Here is a 15785-nt window from a genome sequence, read left to right as displayed (position 1 = left end):
ACCCGTGCACCCGGGTCACCCGGGACCGCTCCCACCATCGGCCCGACACGACGACGGGGCCGTCCCGCAGGACGGCCCCGTCGTCGGTGGTGCGTGGTGCGCGACTCAGTTGAACGAGTCGCCGCAGGCGCAGGAGTTGCCCGCGTTGGGGTTGTCGATGGTGAAGCCCTGGGCGTCGATCCGGTCGGCGAAGTCGATCGTCGCGCCGGACAGGTAGGGGGCGCTCATCCGGTCGACGACGACCTCGACGCCACCGAAGTCGCTGACGACGTCACCGTCGAGCGAACGCTCGTCGAAGAAGAGCTGGTACCGCAGGCCGGAGCAGCCACCCGGCTGCACCGCGACGCGGAGCCGCAGGTCGTCGCGGCCCTCCTGCTCGATCAGGGCCTTGACCTTCTGCGCCGCGACGTCGGTGAGGACGACGGAAGTAGGGGCCTGGGCCTCGGTCGACTCGGTCTGCGCTGGCGTGGTCACGTGGAAGTCTCCCTGCGCGGTTTTGGGTCCGGTCGCACTGGCCAACGCCGCGCGCCGTCCAGTGATTCCCGGTTGTGGTCCGGTTCCGATCGTACGCCGCCCCGGCCGGACGTACCCGCGTGGCGGGACCAGCGCCCCAGGTCGGCCCGGACGCGACGGCCTGGAGCGGGTCGGTGGAGCGCTCCGCGGCCCCAGCGCCGGGCGCTCAGCGGCTCCACTGCCGGGCCAGTCGGGCGCCCAGCTCGCGCAGCCCGTCGGCGGGACGGCTCAACGCGGCGTCGAGCCCGCCGGCCTGCTCCCCACCGAAGTGCTCGACCAGGCTGTACGCGTCGGTCACCCCCGCCGAGGCGGCCTCCCGTCGGCCGGTGCTGACCTGCCCGGCCACCACCACGCAGGGCACCCCACGATCCCGGGCGGCGCCGGCCACCCCGGCGACGACCTTGCCGCGCAGCGACTGGTGGTCGAAGGACCCCTCCCCGGTGATCACCAGGTCGGCGGTGTCGAGCGCGGCGTCCAGCCGGGTGGCCCGGGTGACCAGGCCGATGCCCGACTCGCAGGCGCCGCCGAGCGCGAGGATGGCCGCGCCGAGGCCGCCGGCGGCGCCACCGCCGGGCAGCGCGCCGAGCCCCGCCGGGCAGCCGGGAAGGTCACGCTCCAGCACCGCCGCGAAACGCTCCAGGGCCGCGTCGAGCAGCAGCACGTCGGCGCGGTCGGCGCCCTTCTGCGGGCCGAACACGTTGCTCGCGCCGTGCAGGCCGAGCAGCGGGTTGTCCACGTCGGTGGCGGCGACGAGCCGGGCGCCGCGCAGCCGGGGAGCGCCGTCGAGGGCGTCGACCAGGGCCAGGGCCGCCCCGCCGTACGGCAGCGCCGCGCCCGTGGCGTCGAGGGGCGTCGCGCCCAGCGCGGCGAGCATGCCGGCGCCGGCGTCGTTGGTCGAGGAGCCGCCCAGCCCGATCACCACCGTCCGGGCCCCGCTCTCCACGGCGGCGGTCACCAGCAGACCCAGCCCGTACGACGTGGTGGTCTTCGGGTCGCGCTCGGCCGCGGAGAGCAGGTGCAGGCCGCAGGCCTGCGCGCTCTCCAGGTAGGCCGTCGTGCCGTCGACGGTGAGCAGGATCTCACCGGCCGCGGGCCGGCCCAGCGGGTCGACTGTCGGCACCGTCACCCGCCGGCCGCCGAGCGCCTCGGCGAGCACCTCCACGAAGCCGGGCCCGCCGTCGGCGAGTGGCCGGATCAGCAGCTCGTCACCATCGGCGACGCTGCGCCAACCGTCCGCCACCGCGGCGGCGACCTCCGGTGCGGGCAGGGTGCCGGCGAACTTGTCCGGGCAGAGCAGCACGCGCATGTCGAGCAGTGTGGCAGCCCACACCGAGCGGAGCTGCGGCGCGCTCGCGCTGTGGGACCATGGGCTACGTGACTTCGACCTGGGTGGAACCCTCCAACACGGCGACGGCTCTGCTGCTGCTCGGCCGGGGCAGCGACCCCGACACCGAGCGCGGCGTCGAGTGTCCGGGCGACCTGCCGGCGCCGAGCGACCCGGATCTGGTGGCCCGTGCCACGGCGGCGAAGGCGAAGCTGGGCAGCAAGGTGTTCGTGCTGGGGCACCACTACCAGCGCGACGAGGTGATCCAGTTCGCGGACGTGACAGGCGACTCGTTCAAGCTGGCCCGGGAGGCCGCGGCCCGGCCGGACGCCGAGTACATCGTCTTCTGCGGCGTGCACTTCATGGCCGAGAGCGCCGACATCCTCACCACGGACGCGCAGCGGGTGATCCTTCCCGACCTGGCCGCTGGCTGTTCGATGGCGGACATGGCCGTGCTGGGTCAGGTCGAGGCCGCCTGGGACACGCTGACCGAGCTGGGCATCGCCGCCGAGACCGTCCCGGTGACGTACATGAACTCCTCGGCCGACATCAAGGGTTTCGTCGGCCGCAACGGCGGCGTGGTCTGCACCTCGTCCAACGCCAAGCGCGCCCTGGACTGGGCGTTCGAGCAGGGCTCGAAGGTGCTCTTCCTGCCAGACCAGCACCTGGGCCGCAACACGGCGGTGCTGGAGATGGGCCTGTCGCTGGACGACTGCGTGCTCTACGACCCGCACAAGCCCGGTGGCGGGCTCACGCCGGAGCAGCTGCGTGACGCCAAGATGATCCTGTGGCGGGGGCACTGCTCGGTGCACGGCCGGTTCACCCTGGAGAGCGTCAACGACGTGCGGGCGCGGGTGCCCGGGGTCAACGTGCTGGTCCACCCGGAGTGCCGGCACGAGGTGGTCACGGCCGCCGATCACGTCGGCTCGACCGAGTACATCATCAAGACCATCGAGGCGGCGCCGGCCGGCTCGGCGTGGGCGCTGGGCACCGAACTGAACCTGGTCCGCCGGTTGGCGCTGGCCCACCCGGACAAGCAGATCATGTTCCTGGACAAGGCTGTCTGCTACTGCTCGACCATGAACCGGATCGATCTGCCGCACCTGGTCTGGGCCCTGGAGGAGCTGGTCGCGGGTCGGGTCGTCAACCAGATCACTGTCGACGCCGACACCGCGCACCACGCCCGGGTGGCGCTGGACCAGATGCTCGCCCTGCCCGGTGCGTGATCACGATCTGTGACGTCCTTGGTACGCAAAAGTGCCGGATCACCGATTAATGCCACACACGCCGGTCTGACCGAGTCCTTTTTCGTCACCGAGGGCTATGCTGCCGAGGCGAGGACGCAAGCGGGCCGTTTCGATATGGCCGCATCCGGGGTAGCGACAGAGTTCAGGCTCCCCACCATCAACACAGCAGCACCGACGCGCTGGAGGTTGCGTTGACCGACGACGTCCTGATCGTGCATGGAGGCACTCCGCTCGAAGGGCGGATCCGCGTGCGCGGCGCGAAGAACCTGGTTTCGAAGGCGATGGTCGCCGCACTGCTGGGCGACAGCCCGAGCCGGCTGTTCGACGTGCCGAAGATCCGCGACGTCGAGGTGGTCCGGGGTCTGCTCGGTCTGCACGGCGTCAAGGTGACCGACGGCGCCGAGGACGGCGAGCTCGTCTTCGACCCGGCGAACGTTGAGAGCGCCAGCACCGACCAGATCAACGTGCACGCCGGTTCGAGCCGGATCCCGATCCTGTTCTGCGGGCCGCTGCTGCACCGGCTCGGGCACGCGTTCATCCCGGATCTGGGCGGCTGCCACATCGGCCCGCGCCCGATCGACTTCCACCTGCAGGCGCTGCGGGAGTTCGGCGCGACTGTCGACAAGCGGCCCGAGGGTCTGCACCTGTCCGCGCCGAACGGCCTGCACGGCACCAAGTTCGCCCTGCCGTACCCGAGCGTCGGCGCCACCGAGCAGGTGCTGCTGACCGCGGTGATGGCCGAGGGTGTCACCGAGCTGCGCAACGCCGCGGTGGAGCCGGAGATCATCGACCTGATCTGCATCCTGCAGAAGATGGGCGCGATCATCAAGGTCCACACCGACCGGGTGATCGAGATCCAGGGCGTGCCGAAGCTGCACGGGTACACCCACCGCCCGATCCCCGACCGGATCGAGGCCGCCAGCTGGGCCGCGGCCGCGCTGGCCACCCGTGGCCACGTCGAGGTGCTCGGCGCGCAGCAGGCCGACATGATGACCTTCCTGAACATCTTCCGGTCCGTCGGCGGCGAGTACGAGGTCACCGACACCCGGCCGCCGAAGCTGGGCGACCCGGGCCAGGAGGGCGGCATCCGCTTCTGGCACCCCGGCGGCGAGTTGAACGCGGTGGCGCTGGAGACCGACGTCCACCCCGGCTTCATGACCGACTGGCAGCAGCCGCTGGTCGTGGCGCTGACCCAGGCCCGCGGCCTGTCGATCGTGCACGAGACGGTCTACGAGCAGCGGCTGGGCTACACCGAGGCGCTGAACTCGATGGGCGCCAACATCCAGGTCTACCGGGACTGCCTCGGCGGCACCCCGTGCCGCTTCGGCCGGCGCAACTTCAAGCACTCGGCGGTGATCGCCGGGCCGAGCAAGCTGCACGCCGCCGACCTGGTCATCCCGGACCTGCGGGCCGGTTTCAGCCACCTGATCGCCGCGCTCGCCGCCGAGGGCACCTCCCGGGTGTACGGCGTCGACCTGATCAACCGCGGCTACGAGGACTTCGAGGCGAAGCTCGCCGACCTGGGCGCGCACGCCGAGCGTCCGTAACCTCTCGCACCAATCGTTCGGCCCCGACGGCTCCAGGTCGCGCTGCGACCTGGAGCCGTCCGCCGCCGTACCGCGATGTGCACCGGGCGCGGACCGTTGGCTACCCTTGCCGCGTGCCGTCGCTCTTTCGCCGCAAGTCCAACGACCTCGTCGACGAGGCCGTCTCCTCGGTGACCTCCGAGGAGACCGCCGAACGTCCCCGGGGTTACACCCCGGCCAAGGGTCGGGAGACGCCGAAGCGGCCGACCGTCGGCCGTCGCCCGGCCGGCCCCACCCGTCCCCTCACCAAGGAGGAGGAGCGGGAGCGGCGCCGCCAGCTGCGTACCGAGGCCGCGGCCGAGTTCCGCCGCGAGGGTGGCCCCCGCGACCGGGGCCCGGAGCGGCTGCTGGCACGCAACGTGGTCGACTCCCGGCGTACCGTCGGCACCTGGTTCTTCGGCGGCGCGCTGATCGTGCTGATCGGCTCGAACGCGGCGATGCCGCCGGTGGTGCGGCTGATCTCCAACGTGCTCTGGGGCGCGCTGGCCCTGGGTGTGGTCGTCGACTCGCTGCTGATCTGCCGCAAGATCGGCAAGCTGGTCCGGGAGCGCTTCCCGAAGAGCGACCAGCGGATGGGCTCGCTCTATCTCTACGCCGTGATGCGGTCGATCACCTTCCGGCGGATGCGCGCTCCGGCTCCTCAGGTCAACCTCGGCGACAAGGTCTGATCCCGGCTCCGGCGGGCCCGCGTCGCCCCGGCGGCGGCTCCGGCCGCGTTGGGGGCAAAGCACAGCGGGAAGCATCCGGGCCGCGGCTGTTCGTTGTACCGTGCGCGTAGTTCATCACGGTGAACAGGTCGCCCGTTGTTCGTCACCGCGAACGTTGATCCACTGGAGCGAACACGCATGCCTGGAGAACCGGCTGCCCCGTTGGCCACCATCGCTGCCGCGCTGCGCCGCGAACGGGAACGCGTCGGTGTCTCGCTGGCCGAGCTGGCTCGTCGGGCGGGGGTGGCGGAGTCGACGCTCGCCCACCTGGAGTCGGGGACCGGCAACCCGAGCGTCGAGACGCTCTGGGCGCTCGGCGCGGCGCTGGGCGTCCCGATCAGCCGGCTCGTGGAGCCGGCCCACGTCGACATCCGGGTGATCCGCGCCGGGGAGGGACCCCGGGTCGGTTCCGAACAGGCCGACTTCACCGGGACGCTGCTCAGCGCCGGCACGTCGCACCTGCGCCGGGACGTCTACCTGATCGAGTTGGAGCCGGGCGCGGTCCGGGAGGCGGACGGGCACACCCCGCGCAGCATCGAGCACGTGGTGGTGGCCGCCGGGCGGCTGCGCGTCGGCCCCGAGGCGGGCACCGTGGACCTCGGCCCGGGTGACTACGCGACATTCCCCGGCGACACACCGCACCGGTACGAGGCGCTGGTCCCCGGCACCTTCGCCGTCCTCGTCATGGAGCATCCCTGACCCGATGCTCCGGTCCACCTGGCTGGCGGGTGGGGTATCGTCGAAGGTCAGATTCGGTTATCGACCTAAATGTCCGGAACCATCGGATAACGTTTGCGCTCGTGGACGGTGCCACAGTGGCGGTGAACGAGCCCACGCCGTTACCCTCCATCCGCAGCCACGCCCTGCCGGAACGGGCGACCCGACCGGCACGCGAGGCCCCAGCGCGACAATGTGCAACGAGGTGACAACGCCGTGAGCGAGCGGACGCGAGCCGGCCACCGGGGCGTGGCAGGCGGCGACCGGACGCCCATGGGTCAGCGGGGCCCGACCTCGGCCACCTCACCGTCGACGGGGAGCGGCCACGCGGCCGGGTGTGGCGACGGGCTCGACGGATGAACGGCCGCTACACCGACCGGTGGCGGGACCCGAACGAGCCGTCCTGGGTGGTCGAGCCGACCACCGAATGGCACCCTCAGTTCCCCGGCCAGCGCTACCCCGGCGACATCGGCGTCACCCACCAGCCCGCACCGCCGCGCGGGCGGGCGACAGTGGTCGGTCGTACCGAGGTGCCGCCGCTCGCGCCCACCCGACCGGACGGCACCTACCTCGGCCGCTCCTGGGCCGACGAGCCTCCGGGCGAGCCGGCCCCCAACGGCCGGTGGGGGCCGGACGACGAGCCGGGTGAGACTTCGTCCTACGGCTGGACGCGCGGTGACGAGCGCCCCGCCGACACGGCGCACCACGGCCGATCCGAGACACCGCACTACGACCATGAGCCGTACCGTCGACCGCTCCCCGAGCCGCCCCGACGCGAGGAGCGCCGCTCCCCCGAGTCGGACCGGCGGACCGCCTGGTCCGACCGGCGTCCCGGCGACGACCGGGGACCGGCCCGGGAGGCCGCCTGGCACCGCGAGCAGCCCACTTCCGAGCGGTACGACGGCCGTGCGCCTCGACCCGAGCCGGTCGACCGGGACCGGGCGTACCCGACGGCGCCACCCGTCTCCCCCGGGCCCTACTCCCCCGCACCACGCGGTGACTCCGGCTGGGTGCCCGAGCCGAACGAGGCGCCACGCCGGCGCGGCACGTCGGAGCGGCCGGCCGCGAGTCACTACCGGCACCCCGGCGACGGGTACGGCACCCGACCGGCCAGGGGCCACGACGGCCGCCCGACCGACGGCTGGGCCGCCGAGGGGGCCGGCCAGTGGGCACCCGTGGACAGCCGGTCCCGCTACCGCGCCGACGGCCACCCCGACCGCCTCCCCGACGAGGCCCGCCGCTCGGAACGAAGCGTTGCCGACGACGCCCGCCGCTCGGAACGCCTACCCGACGACGCCCGGCGCTCGGAGCGGGGCGTTGCCGACGGCCGGTCCCGCGTGGACGCTGGCCCCGGTGCCCACACCGACCGGCAGCGCCGGCCCGACGAGGCGTTCGGTCCGCCACAGACGTCCGACGGCGGGAGGCGGCGTCGCCCCGAACCGGAGACGCCGGAGCAGCCCCGCCACGACGGCGAGCGTCGCCGTCCCGATGTCGAGCCGCACCGGCAGCAACCTCGCGAGGCGGCAGCCCGCGCCGAGGCGTACCCGGACCGGCGTCCGCGCGAGAACGCCCGGCCGGAGCGGTACGGCGAGGAGCTGTACCGCGAGGAGACCTACCGCGAGCCGCGGTCGCAGCCCGGCCCCCGCTCGGGTGGCGGCCTGCCCTGGCCTGCGCCTGGTCCGGTGCACCCGGACCGCACACGGGAGCCGGGCTACCGGCCCGAGCCGCACTACGGCGCCGAGCCGGAGGTGTCGCCACGACCGGCGACGCGACCCGCACGGCCAGCGGCGGAGCCGCCCCGGTACGACGATCGGCCCGCGCGTCCCGCCGCGACGGCGCCGCCCACCTCCGGCCGGGCCACCCCCGTCCCGCCCACACCCGTCTCCCCGGCCGCACCGGGCACCGGCCGGGCCACCCCGGTGCCACCCACACCCGTCTCCCCGGCCGCACCGGGCACCGGCCGGGCGACTCCGATCCCGCCCACACCCGTCTCCCCTGCCGCGCCCGGCACCGGCCGGTCGACTCCGGTTCGTCCGGTGTCGCCGGCAGCGCCCGCCGCGCCCGGCCGGGACCGGCCGGTATCCGCGGCCCCTGTCTCTCCCGCTGCGGCGGACAACGGGTGGCAACCGTCCACGTCGTCCACGCGCGCCGAGCGCGACCGGCCGGTGTCGGCCACTCCGGTCTCCCCGGCGGACGTCCCCGTCTCCGGTCCACCGGCCGCCCGACTGCGGCTGGAGTTCCTGCCCGCCCCGGTGGATCCGCCGGCGGCGGACGAGCGGCCGGAGCCGCCGCAGCGGCCCGAGCACCGCACACCCACCGAACCGGCGTCGACTGCCGACCCGCGCGCCACCGCTCCACCGCGCTATCCCGGCCCGGACAACCGCGCGCACCCGACACCGCCGGCCCGGCAGGACCAGCAGACGCATCCCAGCCCCGGGCAGCGGCCCTCGCCGCCTGCGGATGACCGCCCACCGGTCGCGCCCCCACCGGCCTGGCAGCGGCCGGAGCAACCCGCCAGCCCCGCGACGCCGACGTCCTCGGCACCCGCGCCGGACGCCGAGCCGGCGCTCCCGATCGCCCCTGGCGTACCGCGTCGCTACGTGCCCCCGGCACCTTCGGAAGCGCCCGTGCCGACTCCAGCGGAGCCAGCGGAGGCGTTGACCAGGGGACCGGAAGCCTGGTTCAGCCCCGGCACCCAGCCGGTCGAGCCCGACCAGGACGAGACACCAGCGGACCAGCGATCGGCCGCGGAACCCGAGACCACCACCGTCGCCGAGACGAGCGGGGACTGGAAGCCCGGCGACGGGTCGGCCGGCTCGCCGCCACACGCCGAGGACGAGCAGGACCCGTCGGCGGCGTCCGCCCAACCGCTGGTCGGCGACCCCGCAACCGATCGACGACCCGACTCGACCGTCGAAGCCGCTGCGACACCGATCGCCGAACCGCTCTCCCCACCTCCGAGCCGGCCGGTGTCCGCACCGCCAGCCGATCCGACCGCCGCACGCCCCGCCCCACCCGACTCGGCACAGCCCGACTCGGCACAGCCCGACTCGGCACCGCAGGACGTGGCACGGCCGGTGTCGGCACCGCCCGATCCGGCCTGGCCAGTCTCGGCGCCGCCGACACCCGCGTCGCCGGATTCGACACGGCCGGTCTCGGCACCGCCGGGCGCCGCGACGTCCGACTCGGCCTGGCCGGTCTCGGCACCGCCCGTCTCCGCAACGCCCGACTCCGCCTGGCCCGTCTCGGCACCGCCCGCTCCTGCGCCGGCCGACTCGACCCGGCCCATCTCGGCACCGCCCGCTCCTGCGCCGGCCGACTCGACCCGGCCCATCTCGGCACCGCCGACACCCGCGCCGCCGGGCTCCGCCTGGCCCGTCTCGGCGCCGCCGGCCTCCGCCACGTCGGTGGAGGTGGCCGAGGGTGAGCGTCGCTCCTGGGTCGACGACCTCGCCACCCACGGGGAGCCCACCACCGAGCCGACGCCGACCGACGGACGGGAGCCGGTCTCCGGACCGCCGGCACACCCGGTCTCCGGTGCTCCACACACCTGGTCGGACGAGCTGGTCGACGATGCGGACGACACGACGGCAACCGTCGAGCCGACATCGGGCGATAGCCACCGTCCGCACAGCGGTGAGTCGTACGCCGAGACGCCGGGACACCACAACGACCTCGCCGCCGACGACGGCCACGACGCCGCCGGCCCGACGAGCACGCCGACCGCCGACGCGTCCACCGATGCGTCGCGGGACGGCCTGGTCGACGCCGAACCGTCGGACCGGCCGGCATCGCCCGCGTCGAGCAGCGCGTACCCGTCGACCGCCAGCCCGGACACGGTTACCGACCCGGCAGGGTCGGGTTCGACGACCGATGGGACGCGCACGCCGCCCGAGCCGGCGGCCGAACCGCCCATCGCGACGGCGCCCGCCCCCGCACCGCTCGCCTCCGCACCGCCGGCCGCGCCCGTCTCCGCGCCACCTGCTGCGCAGGCACCCGTCTCCGCACCGCCCGCCTCGGCAGCACCGGCCGCGCAGGCACCCGTCTCCGCGCCACCAGCGACGCCTGTCTCCGCGCCACCCGTCTCCGCCCCGCCCGCCGCGCCCGTGTCTCCCGCTGCCGCCGTACCGCTCGCTGGCATTCCCGGGCCGCGCAGCGGGTCGTCCGACCAGGACGCGCAGGTGTCGGCGCCGCCCGCCACGGCGCCGGAGACGCCCCGCCGTTCGCTGGCCGATCAGGGCGATCCGGAGCAGGTCCTGGCCGCGTACCGCTGGCGGCTGGACCCGGTGAGCCTGCGCGAGGAGCTGACCGAGCCGGACGCCATGCGGGCCATCCGACGGCGGTTGACCGAGAAGCTGGGCTCGGCCGTGGACAACAAGGCCCGTGCGCGGCTGCTCAGCCTGCGCGCGGTCGCCTCGCGGATCCTCGGCGACCTCGACGACGCGTTGGCCGACGGCCGGCTCGCCCTCACCTACGCGGAGGCCACCGGCGAGCTGCGCCGGACCGCGCTGGCCCAGGCCCGGCTGGCGCACGTCCTGCGCTGGCGGGGCGACTACGCCGAGGCCGACCAGCTCTTCGCGGAGGCCAACTCGATCGAACTGCCCGACCGGCTGCGAGCCGCCCTGCACGAGCACGCCGGGCGGTGCTCCTATGACCAGGGTCGGCTGATGGAGGCCTGCCACCACTTCGAGCGGGCGCTGGACCTGCGCGGGGCCGGCGACGCCGAGCTGCTGGACCGGATCCGGGTGGCCCTGGACGCGGTCACCGCGCGGGCTTCGGCCGACGGCTTCGGGCCGTACCCCCGGAGTCGCGACGAGGTGCTCGACCGGGACCGGCCCCCGCAGCCGGACCGCGACGGACCGCTGTGGGGTTACACCGACCACGCCGGCGACGTCGTCATCCCCGCCCGGTACGCCGAGGCGCAGCCCTTCCACGACGGGCTGGCCTGGGTCCGGCGACCGGACACCGACCGGTGGTCCCTGATCAACCTTCTGGGTACGACGGTGATCCCGCCCTCGTACCGGGCGGTGCGCCCGTTCAGCGACGGCCTGGCCTGGGTGGTCACCGACGGCGGATGGACGGCGATCGACCCGACCGGCGCGGTGCAGGTTCCGCCGAACTTCGCCGACGTACGGCCGTTCCGCCGAGGGCTGGCCGCGGTGAAGCGCGAGGGGTGGGGCGCGGTCGACCGGACCGGCCGGATCGTGGTGCCGACCCGCTACCACGGCTTCGTCACCGAGCTGACCGACGCGGGTCCGGTCGACGGCTTCACCGACGAGGGTCTCGTCGTCGTCGACGTGGCAGGTCGGCGCGGTGTGGTGGACCGGACCGGCGCGGTGCTGGTGCAGCCGTCGTACCCGATGGTGGTCATCCACCCGGTGGCGTTCCTGGTGGTCAGCGGCAGCGGCCGGTGGGGCGCGCTGGACCGGCGGGGTGGGCCGCTGATCGACCTGGTGCACCCCGATCGCGCGGCCGTGCTGGAGGAGATCGACCGGCTGTTGACCGACGCGAACCCGGTGCTGTGAGTCGCCGCACGGCGATCGTGATCCACCGGAGCTAGGGTCGGAGTATGGAATTCCGACACCTGGGCCGTTCCGGCCTGATGGTCAGCGAGATCTCGTACGGCAACTGGATCACCCACGGTTCACAGGTCGAGGAGGACGCGGCGAACGCGTGCGTCCGGGCCGCCCTCGACGCGGGGATCACCACCTTCGACACCGCCGACGTGTACGCCGGCACCCGGGCCGAGGACGTGCTCGGCCGGGCGCTGCAGAACGAGCGTCGCGAGGGCCTGGAGATCTTCACCAAGGTCTACTGGCCCACCGGGCCGGGTCGCAACGACCGTGGCCTGTCCCGCAAGCACATCATGGAGTCGATCAACGGCTCCCTGCGCCGGCTGCGCACCGACTACGTGGACCTCTACCAGGCCCACCGGTACGACTACAGCACGCCGCTGGAGGAGACGATGGAGGCGTTCGCCGACGTCGTGCACTCCGGTAAGGCGCACTACATCGGCGTTTCCGAGTGGACCGCCGAGCAGCTGCGGGCGGCCCACTCCCTCGCCCGGGAGCTGCGCATCCCGCTGGTCTCCAACCAGCCGCAGTATTCGATGCTGTGGCGGGTCATCGAGGCCGAGGTCGTGCCGGCCAGCGAGGAGCTGGGCATCGGCCAGATCGTCTGGTCGCCGATGGCCCAGGGCGTGCTCTCCGGCAAGTACCTGCCGGGGCAGCCGCCGCCGGCCGGTTCCCGGGCCACCGACGAGAAGTCGGGCGCGAACTTCATCTCGCGGTTCATGAACGACGACGTCCTGACCCGGGTGCAGCAGCTCAAGCCGCTCGCCGAGCAGGCCGGGCTGAGCATGGCCCAGCTGGCCGTGGCGTGGGTCCTGCAGAACCCGAACGTGTCGTCGGCGATCATCGGCGCGTCCCGCCCCGAGCAGGTGCACGACAACGTGAAGGCGGCCGGGGTGAAGCTCGACGCCGGGCTGCTCAAGGCCATCGACGAGATCGTCGAGCCGGTCACCGAGCGGGACCCGGCGAAGACCGAGTCCCCCGCCGAGCGGCCCTGACGCGGGTCCGGTCCGGTCGGCGCACCCGCGCCGACCGGACCGGACAGCTCGGCTCAGCCCTGCCAGAACCGGATCAGGTCCAGGCCCGCGGCGTAGAGCCAGGAGGGCAGACCGAGCAGGTCACCGACGGCGAAGACCGCGTCGAAGAACCAGCCGCCGATGCGCGGGTTCCACAGCAGCGCGAACAGCAGAATGAAGCCGTACGGGGCGAACAGGTCGTACATCCTGCGCCACTGCGGATTGAGCCACGGCTGGATCATGTTGCCGCCGTCCAGGCCGGGCACCGGCAGCAGGTTGAGCACACTCGCGGTGAGCTGCAGGAACGCCAGCAGCGCCACCCCGGCCCAGAACTCCACCGGGCCACCCGAGGACGTGCCGAGTCGCACCGCCAGCACGAGCAGCAACGTGAACAGCACGTTGGTCGCCGGGCCGGCGAGGCTGACCAGGGTGTGCCGCAGCCGCCCCGGAATGGCGTGCCGGTCCACCCACACCGCACCGCCGGGCAGACCGATGCCGCCGAGCAGCACCACCACCACCGGCAGCACGATCGACAGCAGGGGGTGGGTGTACTTGAACGGGTTGAGCGTCAGGTAACCGCGGTGGGCGATGTCCCGGTCACCGGCGCGGTAGGCCACCACCGCGTGGGCGTACTCGTGCAGGCAGAGCGACACCAGCCAGCCGGACACCACGAACAGGAACACGTCGAGGCGGACGCTGCCGTACCCGTTCCAGGCCAGCACCCCGCTGACCGCGAAGAGCGCGACCAGGCCGAGGAACACCGGGCTGGGCCGGAACGCCGCCTTGGGCACGCCGAGCACCAGCCCGTCGGCCCCCGGCCGGTCGTAGGCCATCACTCGGCCGTGGGCAGCAGGCTCATCCGGTACTCCACCCGGTCGTCCTCGACGAGCGCGACCGAGGTGACGCCGGACGCCGCGAGCTCACGCCAGGTCTGACCGATCCAGGATTCGGCGTCGGCCTGGCTGCCGAACGATTCCGCCGGGCCCTCCACCGTCTGACCGTCCGTGCCCTCGTACCGCCAGCTCCACGCCATGCCGCGTCTCCCCTCGCCGCTGAAGTCCCCGTGGGACGAACCCCCGCAAGCGTAGTCGGCCCGGCGCGCAACGGCCGCTCGCTCGCCCCCGCGGCAGCCCACGGGGTGGATCAATCCGATCGACGCCGGCCGGTACGGTGGCTCGGTGCTGACTCGGGGAGTGCTGCTCGGCGACCGCTACCGGCTGGGCGAGCGGGTGGCGACGGGCGGGATGGGCGCGGTCTGGCGCGGCACCGACGTGCTGTTGGAGCGCGAGGTGGCGGTGAAGGTGCTGCTGCCGTCGCTGGTCGCCGACGCCGAGTTCACCGCCCGCTTCCGCGCCGAGGCGCGGATGCTCGCGGCGTTGCGGCACCCCGGCGTGGTCGCGGTGCACGACGTCGGGCAGGCCGCGCTCGCCGACGGCAGCCGGGTCGACTACCTGGTGATGGAGTACGTCGAGGGCGAACCGTTGTCGGCCCGGGTACGCACGGCGGGGCGACTGGACGCGGCCACCACCATGTCGGTGCTGGCGCAGGCGGCCGACGCCCTGCACACCGCCCACCTCGCCGGCATCGTGCACCGGGACGTGAAGCCCGGCAACCTGCTGGTCAAGGCGGACGGTCGGGTGGTGCTCGTCGACTTCGGTATCGCCCGGTCCCGCAGCATGGCCGGGTTGACCGCCGCGAACATGGTGCTCGGCACCGCCGCGTACATGTCTCCCGAGCAGGCCACCGGCCAGCCGGTCGCCGCCGCCACGGACGTCTACGCCCTCGGGGCGGTGGCGTACTTCTGCCTGGCCGGGCGGCCACCGTTCGACGGCGACAACCCGCTCGCGGTGGCGTTGCGGCACGCCCAGGACGAGCCGGCCCCGCTGCCGCCGGACACGCCGCCCGCGGTGGCGGCGGTGATCGCGCGGGCGATGGCCAAGCGGCCGGCGGAACGGTACGCCAGCGCCGCTGAGTTGGCCGCTGCCGCCGCTGACGCCCGCGACGCGACCCTGGCCAGCATCCCGCCGTCCGCCCGCCCTCCGTGGGCGGTGGCCGCCCCGGCGACGCCCGTGGTGGGCGCCACCACCCCACCGGCCCTCGCGCCGCCGGTTCCGGGCACCACCCCGGCCCTGGCGCCGCCGGCCTCGCCCGTTCCGATTTCGACGCCGCTCGTGCCGACCGGCGTGCCGACGCCGCAGCCGGTCCCGCCCACGGACCCGGCCGGGCCACCGGCCTTCCGGGCCGGGCTGGCCCCGATCCGGCAGGCCGAGACCGGGCCGACCCGCGAGGATCCGTTGCCGACGTCGTCGAGCCGGCGACGCGGGCCGCTGCTGGTCGGGGTGGGCGCGATCGTTCTGATCGCGCTGGTCGGCGGGGCCGTGACGGCGCTGCGTCCGGACGCCGGGCCGGGCGCGACGACAGGCTCGGCGGCGCTGGCGGGTGAATCGACGTCGGGCGCCGTCGTCGCGCCACCGGCCACCGACACCACCACCCCGGCATCCCGGGCCGGTGGCACGCCGAGCGCCGCCCGGACCGCGACCGCCACACCGACCGGTGGCGACCGATCGGGTACGCCCGCCAGCGGCAGCCCGGCCACCCGCAGCGCGGCACCGGGGACCACGCCGACCGGGGCGGCCAGCGGCAGACCGACGTCCAGCGGCAGCCCGGCGGGCCGGCCCAACCCGTACACGGCGGCGCAGGCGTGCGGCAGCGGCTATCAGGTGATCGACTCGGCGACGCTGACCGACGGTGGCGGCCGCCGGCAGGGCCGCGTCTACCTGCTCTACCACTCGGGTAACGGCAACAACTGCGTGGTCACCCTCAAGGACACCGCGGTCGGGGCCAGGACGGCCGCGTCGGCGTACCTGGAGGTGCAGGGACGGGCCCGCAGCACCGACAGCGGGTCGTTCGACTACTACGCGGGGCCGGTGCGGGCCGCCGCCGCTGGCGCGTGCGTGAAGTGGGGCGGCGCCACCGGCGGGGTGAGCTACGGCAGTGGGTTCGAACACTGCGGCTGACCACCGACGAACGCCGACGATCGCAGGTGCTTCGCACGACGCCGCCCGGTCCGGTCGTCACCTGGCGACAGGGAAGCGGACGCTTGCC

11 protein-coding genes are annotated in these 15785 nt (G+C 74.2%); 7 read left to right on the top strand and 4 right to left on the bottom strand.

Annotated elements, in window-relative coordinates; genetic code table 11:
• Window positions 1-105: 105 nt before the first annotated feature.
• Both erpA and AB0B39_RS21625 read right to left on the bottom strand, forming a co-directional pair.
• On the bottom strand, window positions 106-474 hold the full coding sequence (erpA, locus tag AB0B39_RS21630; RefSeq protein WP_234587006.1) for an iron-sulfur cluster insertion protein ErpA: 369 nt from the start codon (window positions 472-474) through the stop codon (window positions 106-108).
• Between the two features lie 205 nt (window positions 475-679).
• Window positions 680-1819 carry a glycerate kinase gene (locus AB0B39_RS21625; RefSeq protein ID WP_357575190.1) on the bottom strand — a complete coding sequence of 380 codons (1140 nt, stop codon included), beginning with the start codon at window positions 1817-1819 and terminating at the stop codon, window positions 680-682.
• A 68-nt stretch (window positions 1820-1887) separates the two neighbouring features.
• Between AB0B39_RS21625 and nadA the strand changes: the two genes are divergently transcribed.
• From nadA to AB0B39_RS21595, 6 genes are all read left to right on the top strand, one after another.
• Window positions 1888-3063, top strand: a complete 1176-nt coding sequence (gene nadA, locus AB0B39_RS21620; RefSeq protein WP_234587011.1) for a quinolinate synthase NadA — start codon at window positions 1888-1890, stop codon at window positions 3061-3063.
• Window positions 3064-3275: 212 nt separating this feature from the next.
• Window positions 3276-4631, top strand: coding sequence for a UDP-N-acetylglucosamine 1-carboxyvinyltransferase (gene murA, locus AB0B39_RS21615; RefSeq protein ID WP_308195384.1), 1356 nt, complete (start codon window positions 3276-3278; stop codon window positions 4629-4631).
• Between the two features lie 113 nt (window positions 4632-4744).
• Window positions 4745-5338, top strand: a complete 594-nt coding sequence (locus AB0B39_RS21610; RefSeq protein ID WP_357575189.1) for a DUF3043 domain-containing protein — start codon at window positions 4745-4747, stop codon at window positions 5336-5338.
• Between the two features lie 177 nt (window positions 5339-5515).
• Window positions 5516-6076, top strand: coding sequence for an XRE family transcriptional regulator (locus AB0B39_RS21605; RefSeq protein WP_357496692.1), 561 nt, complete (start codon window positions 5516-5518; stop codon window positions 6074-6076).
• Window positions 6077-6450: 374 nt separating this feature from the next.
• Window positions 6451-11619, top strand: a complete 5169-nt coding sequence (locus tag AB0B39_RS21600; protein WP_357575188.1) for a WG repeat-containing protein — start codon at window positions 6451-6453, stop codon at window positions 11617-11619.
• A 44-nt stretch (window positions 11620-11663) separates the two neighbouring features.
• Window positions 11664-12662 (top strand): aldo/keto reductase family protein, encoded by a 999-nt coding sequence (locus AB0B39_RS21595; RefSeq protein WP_357496688.1) that lies wholly within the window; start codon window positions 11664-11666, stop codon window positions 12660-12662.
• A 53-nt stretch (window positions 12663-12715) separates the two neighbouring features.
• Here AB0B39_RS21595 and AB0B39_RS21590 read toward each other — a convergent pair whose 3' ends face one another.
• Together AB0B39_RS21590 and AB0B39_RS21585 are read right to left on the bottom strand one after the other, a co-directional pair.
• Window positions 12716-13513 carry a site-2 protease family protein gene (locus AB0B39_RS21590; protein WP_357496686.1) on the bottom strand — a complete coding sequence of 266 codons (798 nt, stop codon included), beginning with the start codon at window positions 13511-13513 and terminating at the stop codon, window positions 12716-12718.
• Window positions 13513-13713, bottom strand: a complete 201-nt coding sequence (locus AB0B39_RS21585) for a hypothetical protein (protein ID WP_030337978.1) — start codon at window positions 13711-13713, stop codon at window positions 13513-13515. Before AB0B39_RS21585 ends, AB0B39_RS21590 begins: the two co-directional genes overlap by 1 nt.
• A 145-nt stretch (window positions 13714-13858) precedes the next feature.
• On the opposite strand from AB0B39_RS21585, the gene AB0B39_RS21580 reads away from it, so the two are divergent.
• Window positions 13859-15697, top strand: coding sequence for a protein kinase (locus AB0B39_RS21580; protein ID WP_357575187.1), 1839 nt, complete (start codon window positions 13859-13861; stop codon window positions 15695-15697).
• Window positions 15698-15785: the final 88 nt, after the last annotated feature.

The sequence above is a fragment of the Micromonospora sp. NPDC049114 genome (assembly GCF_040648635.1).
Lineage (GTDB): Bacteria > Actinomycetota > Actinomycetes > Mycobacteriales > Micromonosporaceae > Micromonospora.
Note: the sequence above shows the minus strand (reverse complement) of the source record. Positions and strands in the feature narration are given on the sequence as shown.

Bases quoted from the DNA above. Each gene is read 5' to 3' on its own strand.
- AB0B39_RS21625 (WP_357575190.1), bottom strand. From the start codon at position 1,819: ATGCGCGTGCTGCTCTGCCCGGACAAGTTCGCCGGCACCCTGCCCGCA.
- AB0B39_RS21605 (WP_357496692.1), top strand. From the start codon at position 5,516: ATGCCTGGAGAACCGGCTGCCCCGTTGGCCACCATCGCTGCCGCGCTG.
- AB0B39_RS21600 (WP_357575188.1), top strand. From the start codon at position 6,451: ATGAACGGCCGCTACACCGACCGGTGGCGGGACCCGAACGAGCCGTCC.
- AB0B39_RS21595 (WP_357496688.1), top strand. From the start codon at position 11,664: ATGGAATTCCGACACCTGGGCCGTTCCGGCCTGATGGTCAGCGAGATC.
- AB0B39_RS21590 (WP_357496686.1), bottom strand. From the start codon at position 13,513: ATGGCCTACGACCGGCCGGGGGCCGACGGGCTGGTGCTCGGCGTGCCC.
- AB0B39_RS21585 (WP_030337978.1), bottom strand. From the start codon at position 13,713: ATGGCGTGGAGCTGGCGGTACGAGGGCACGGACGGTCAGACGGTGGAG.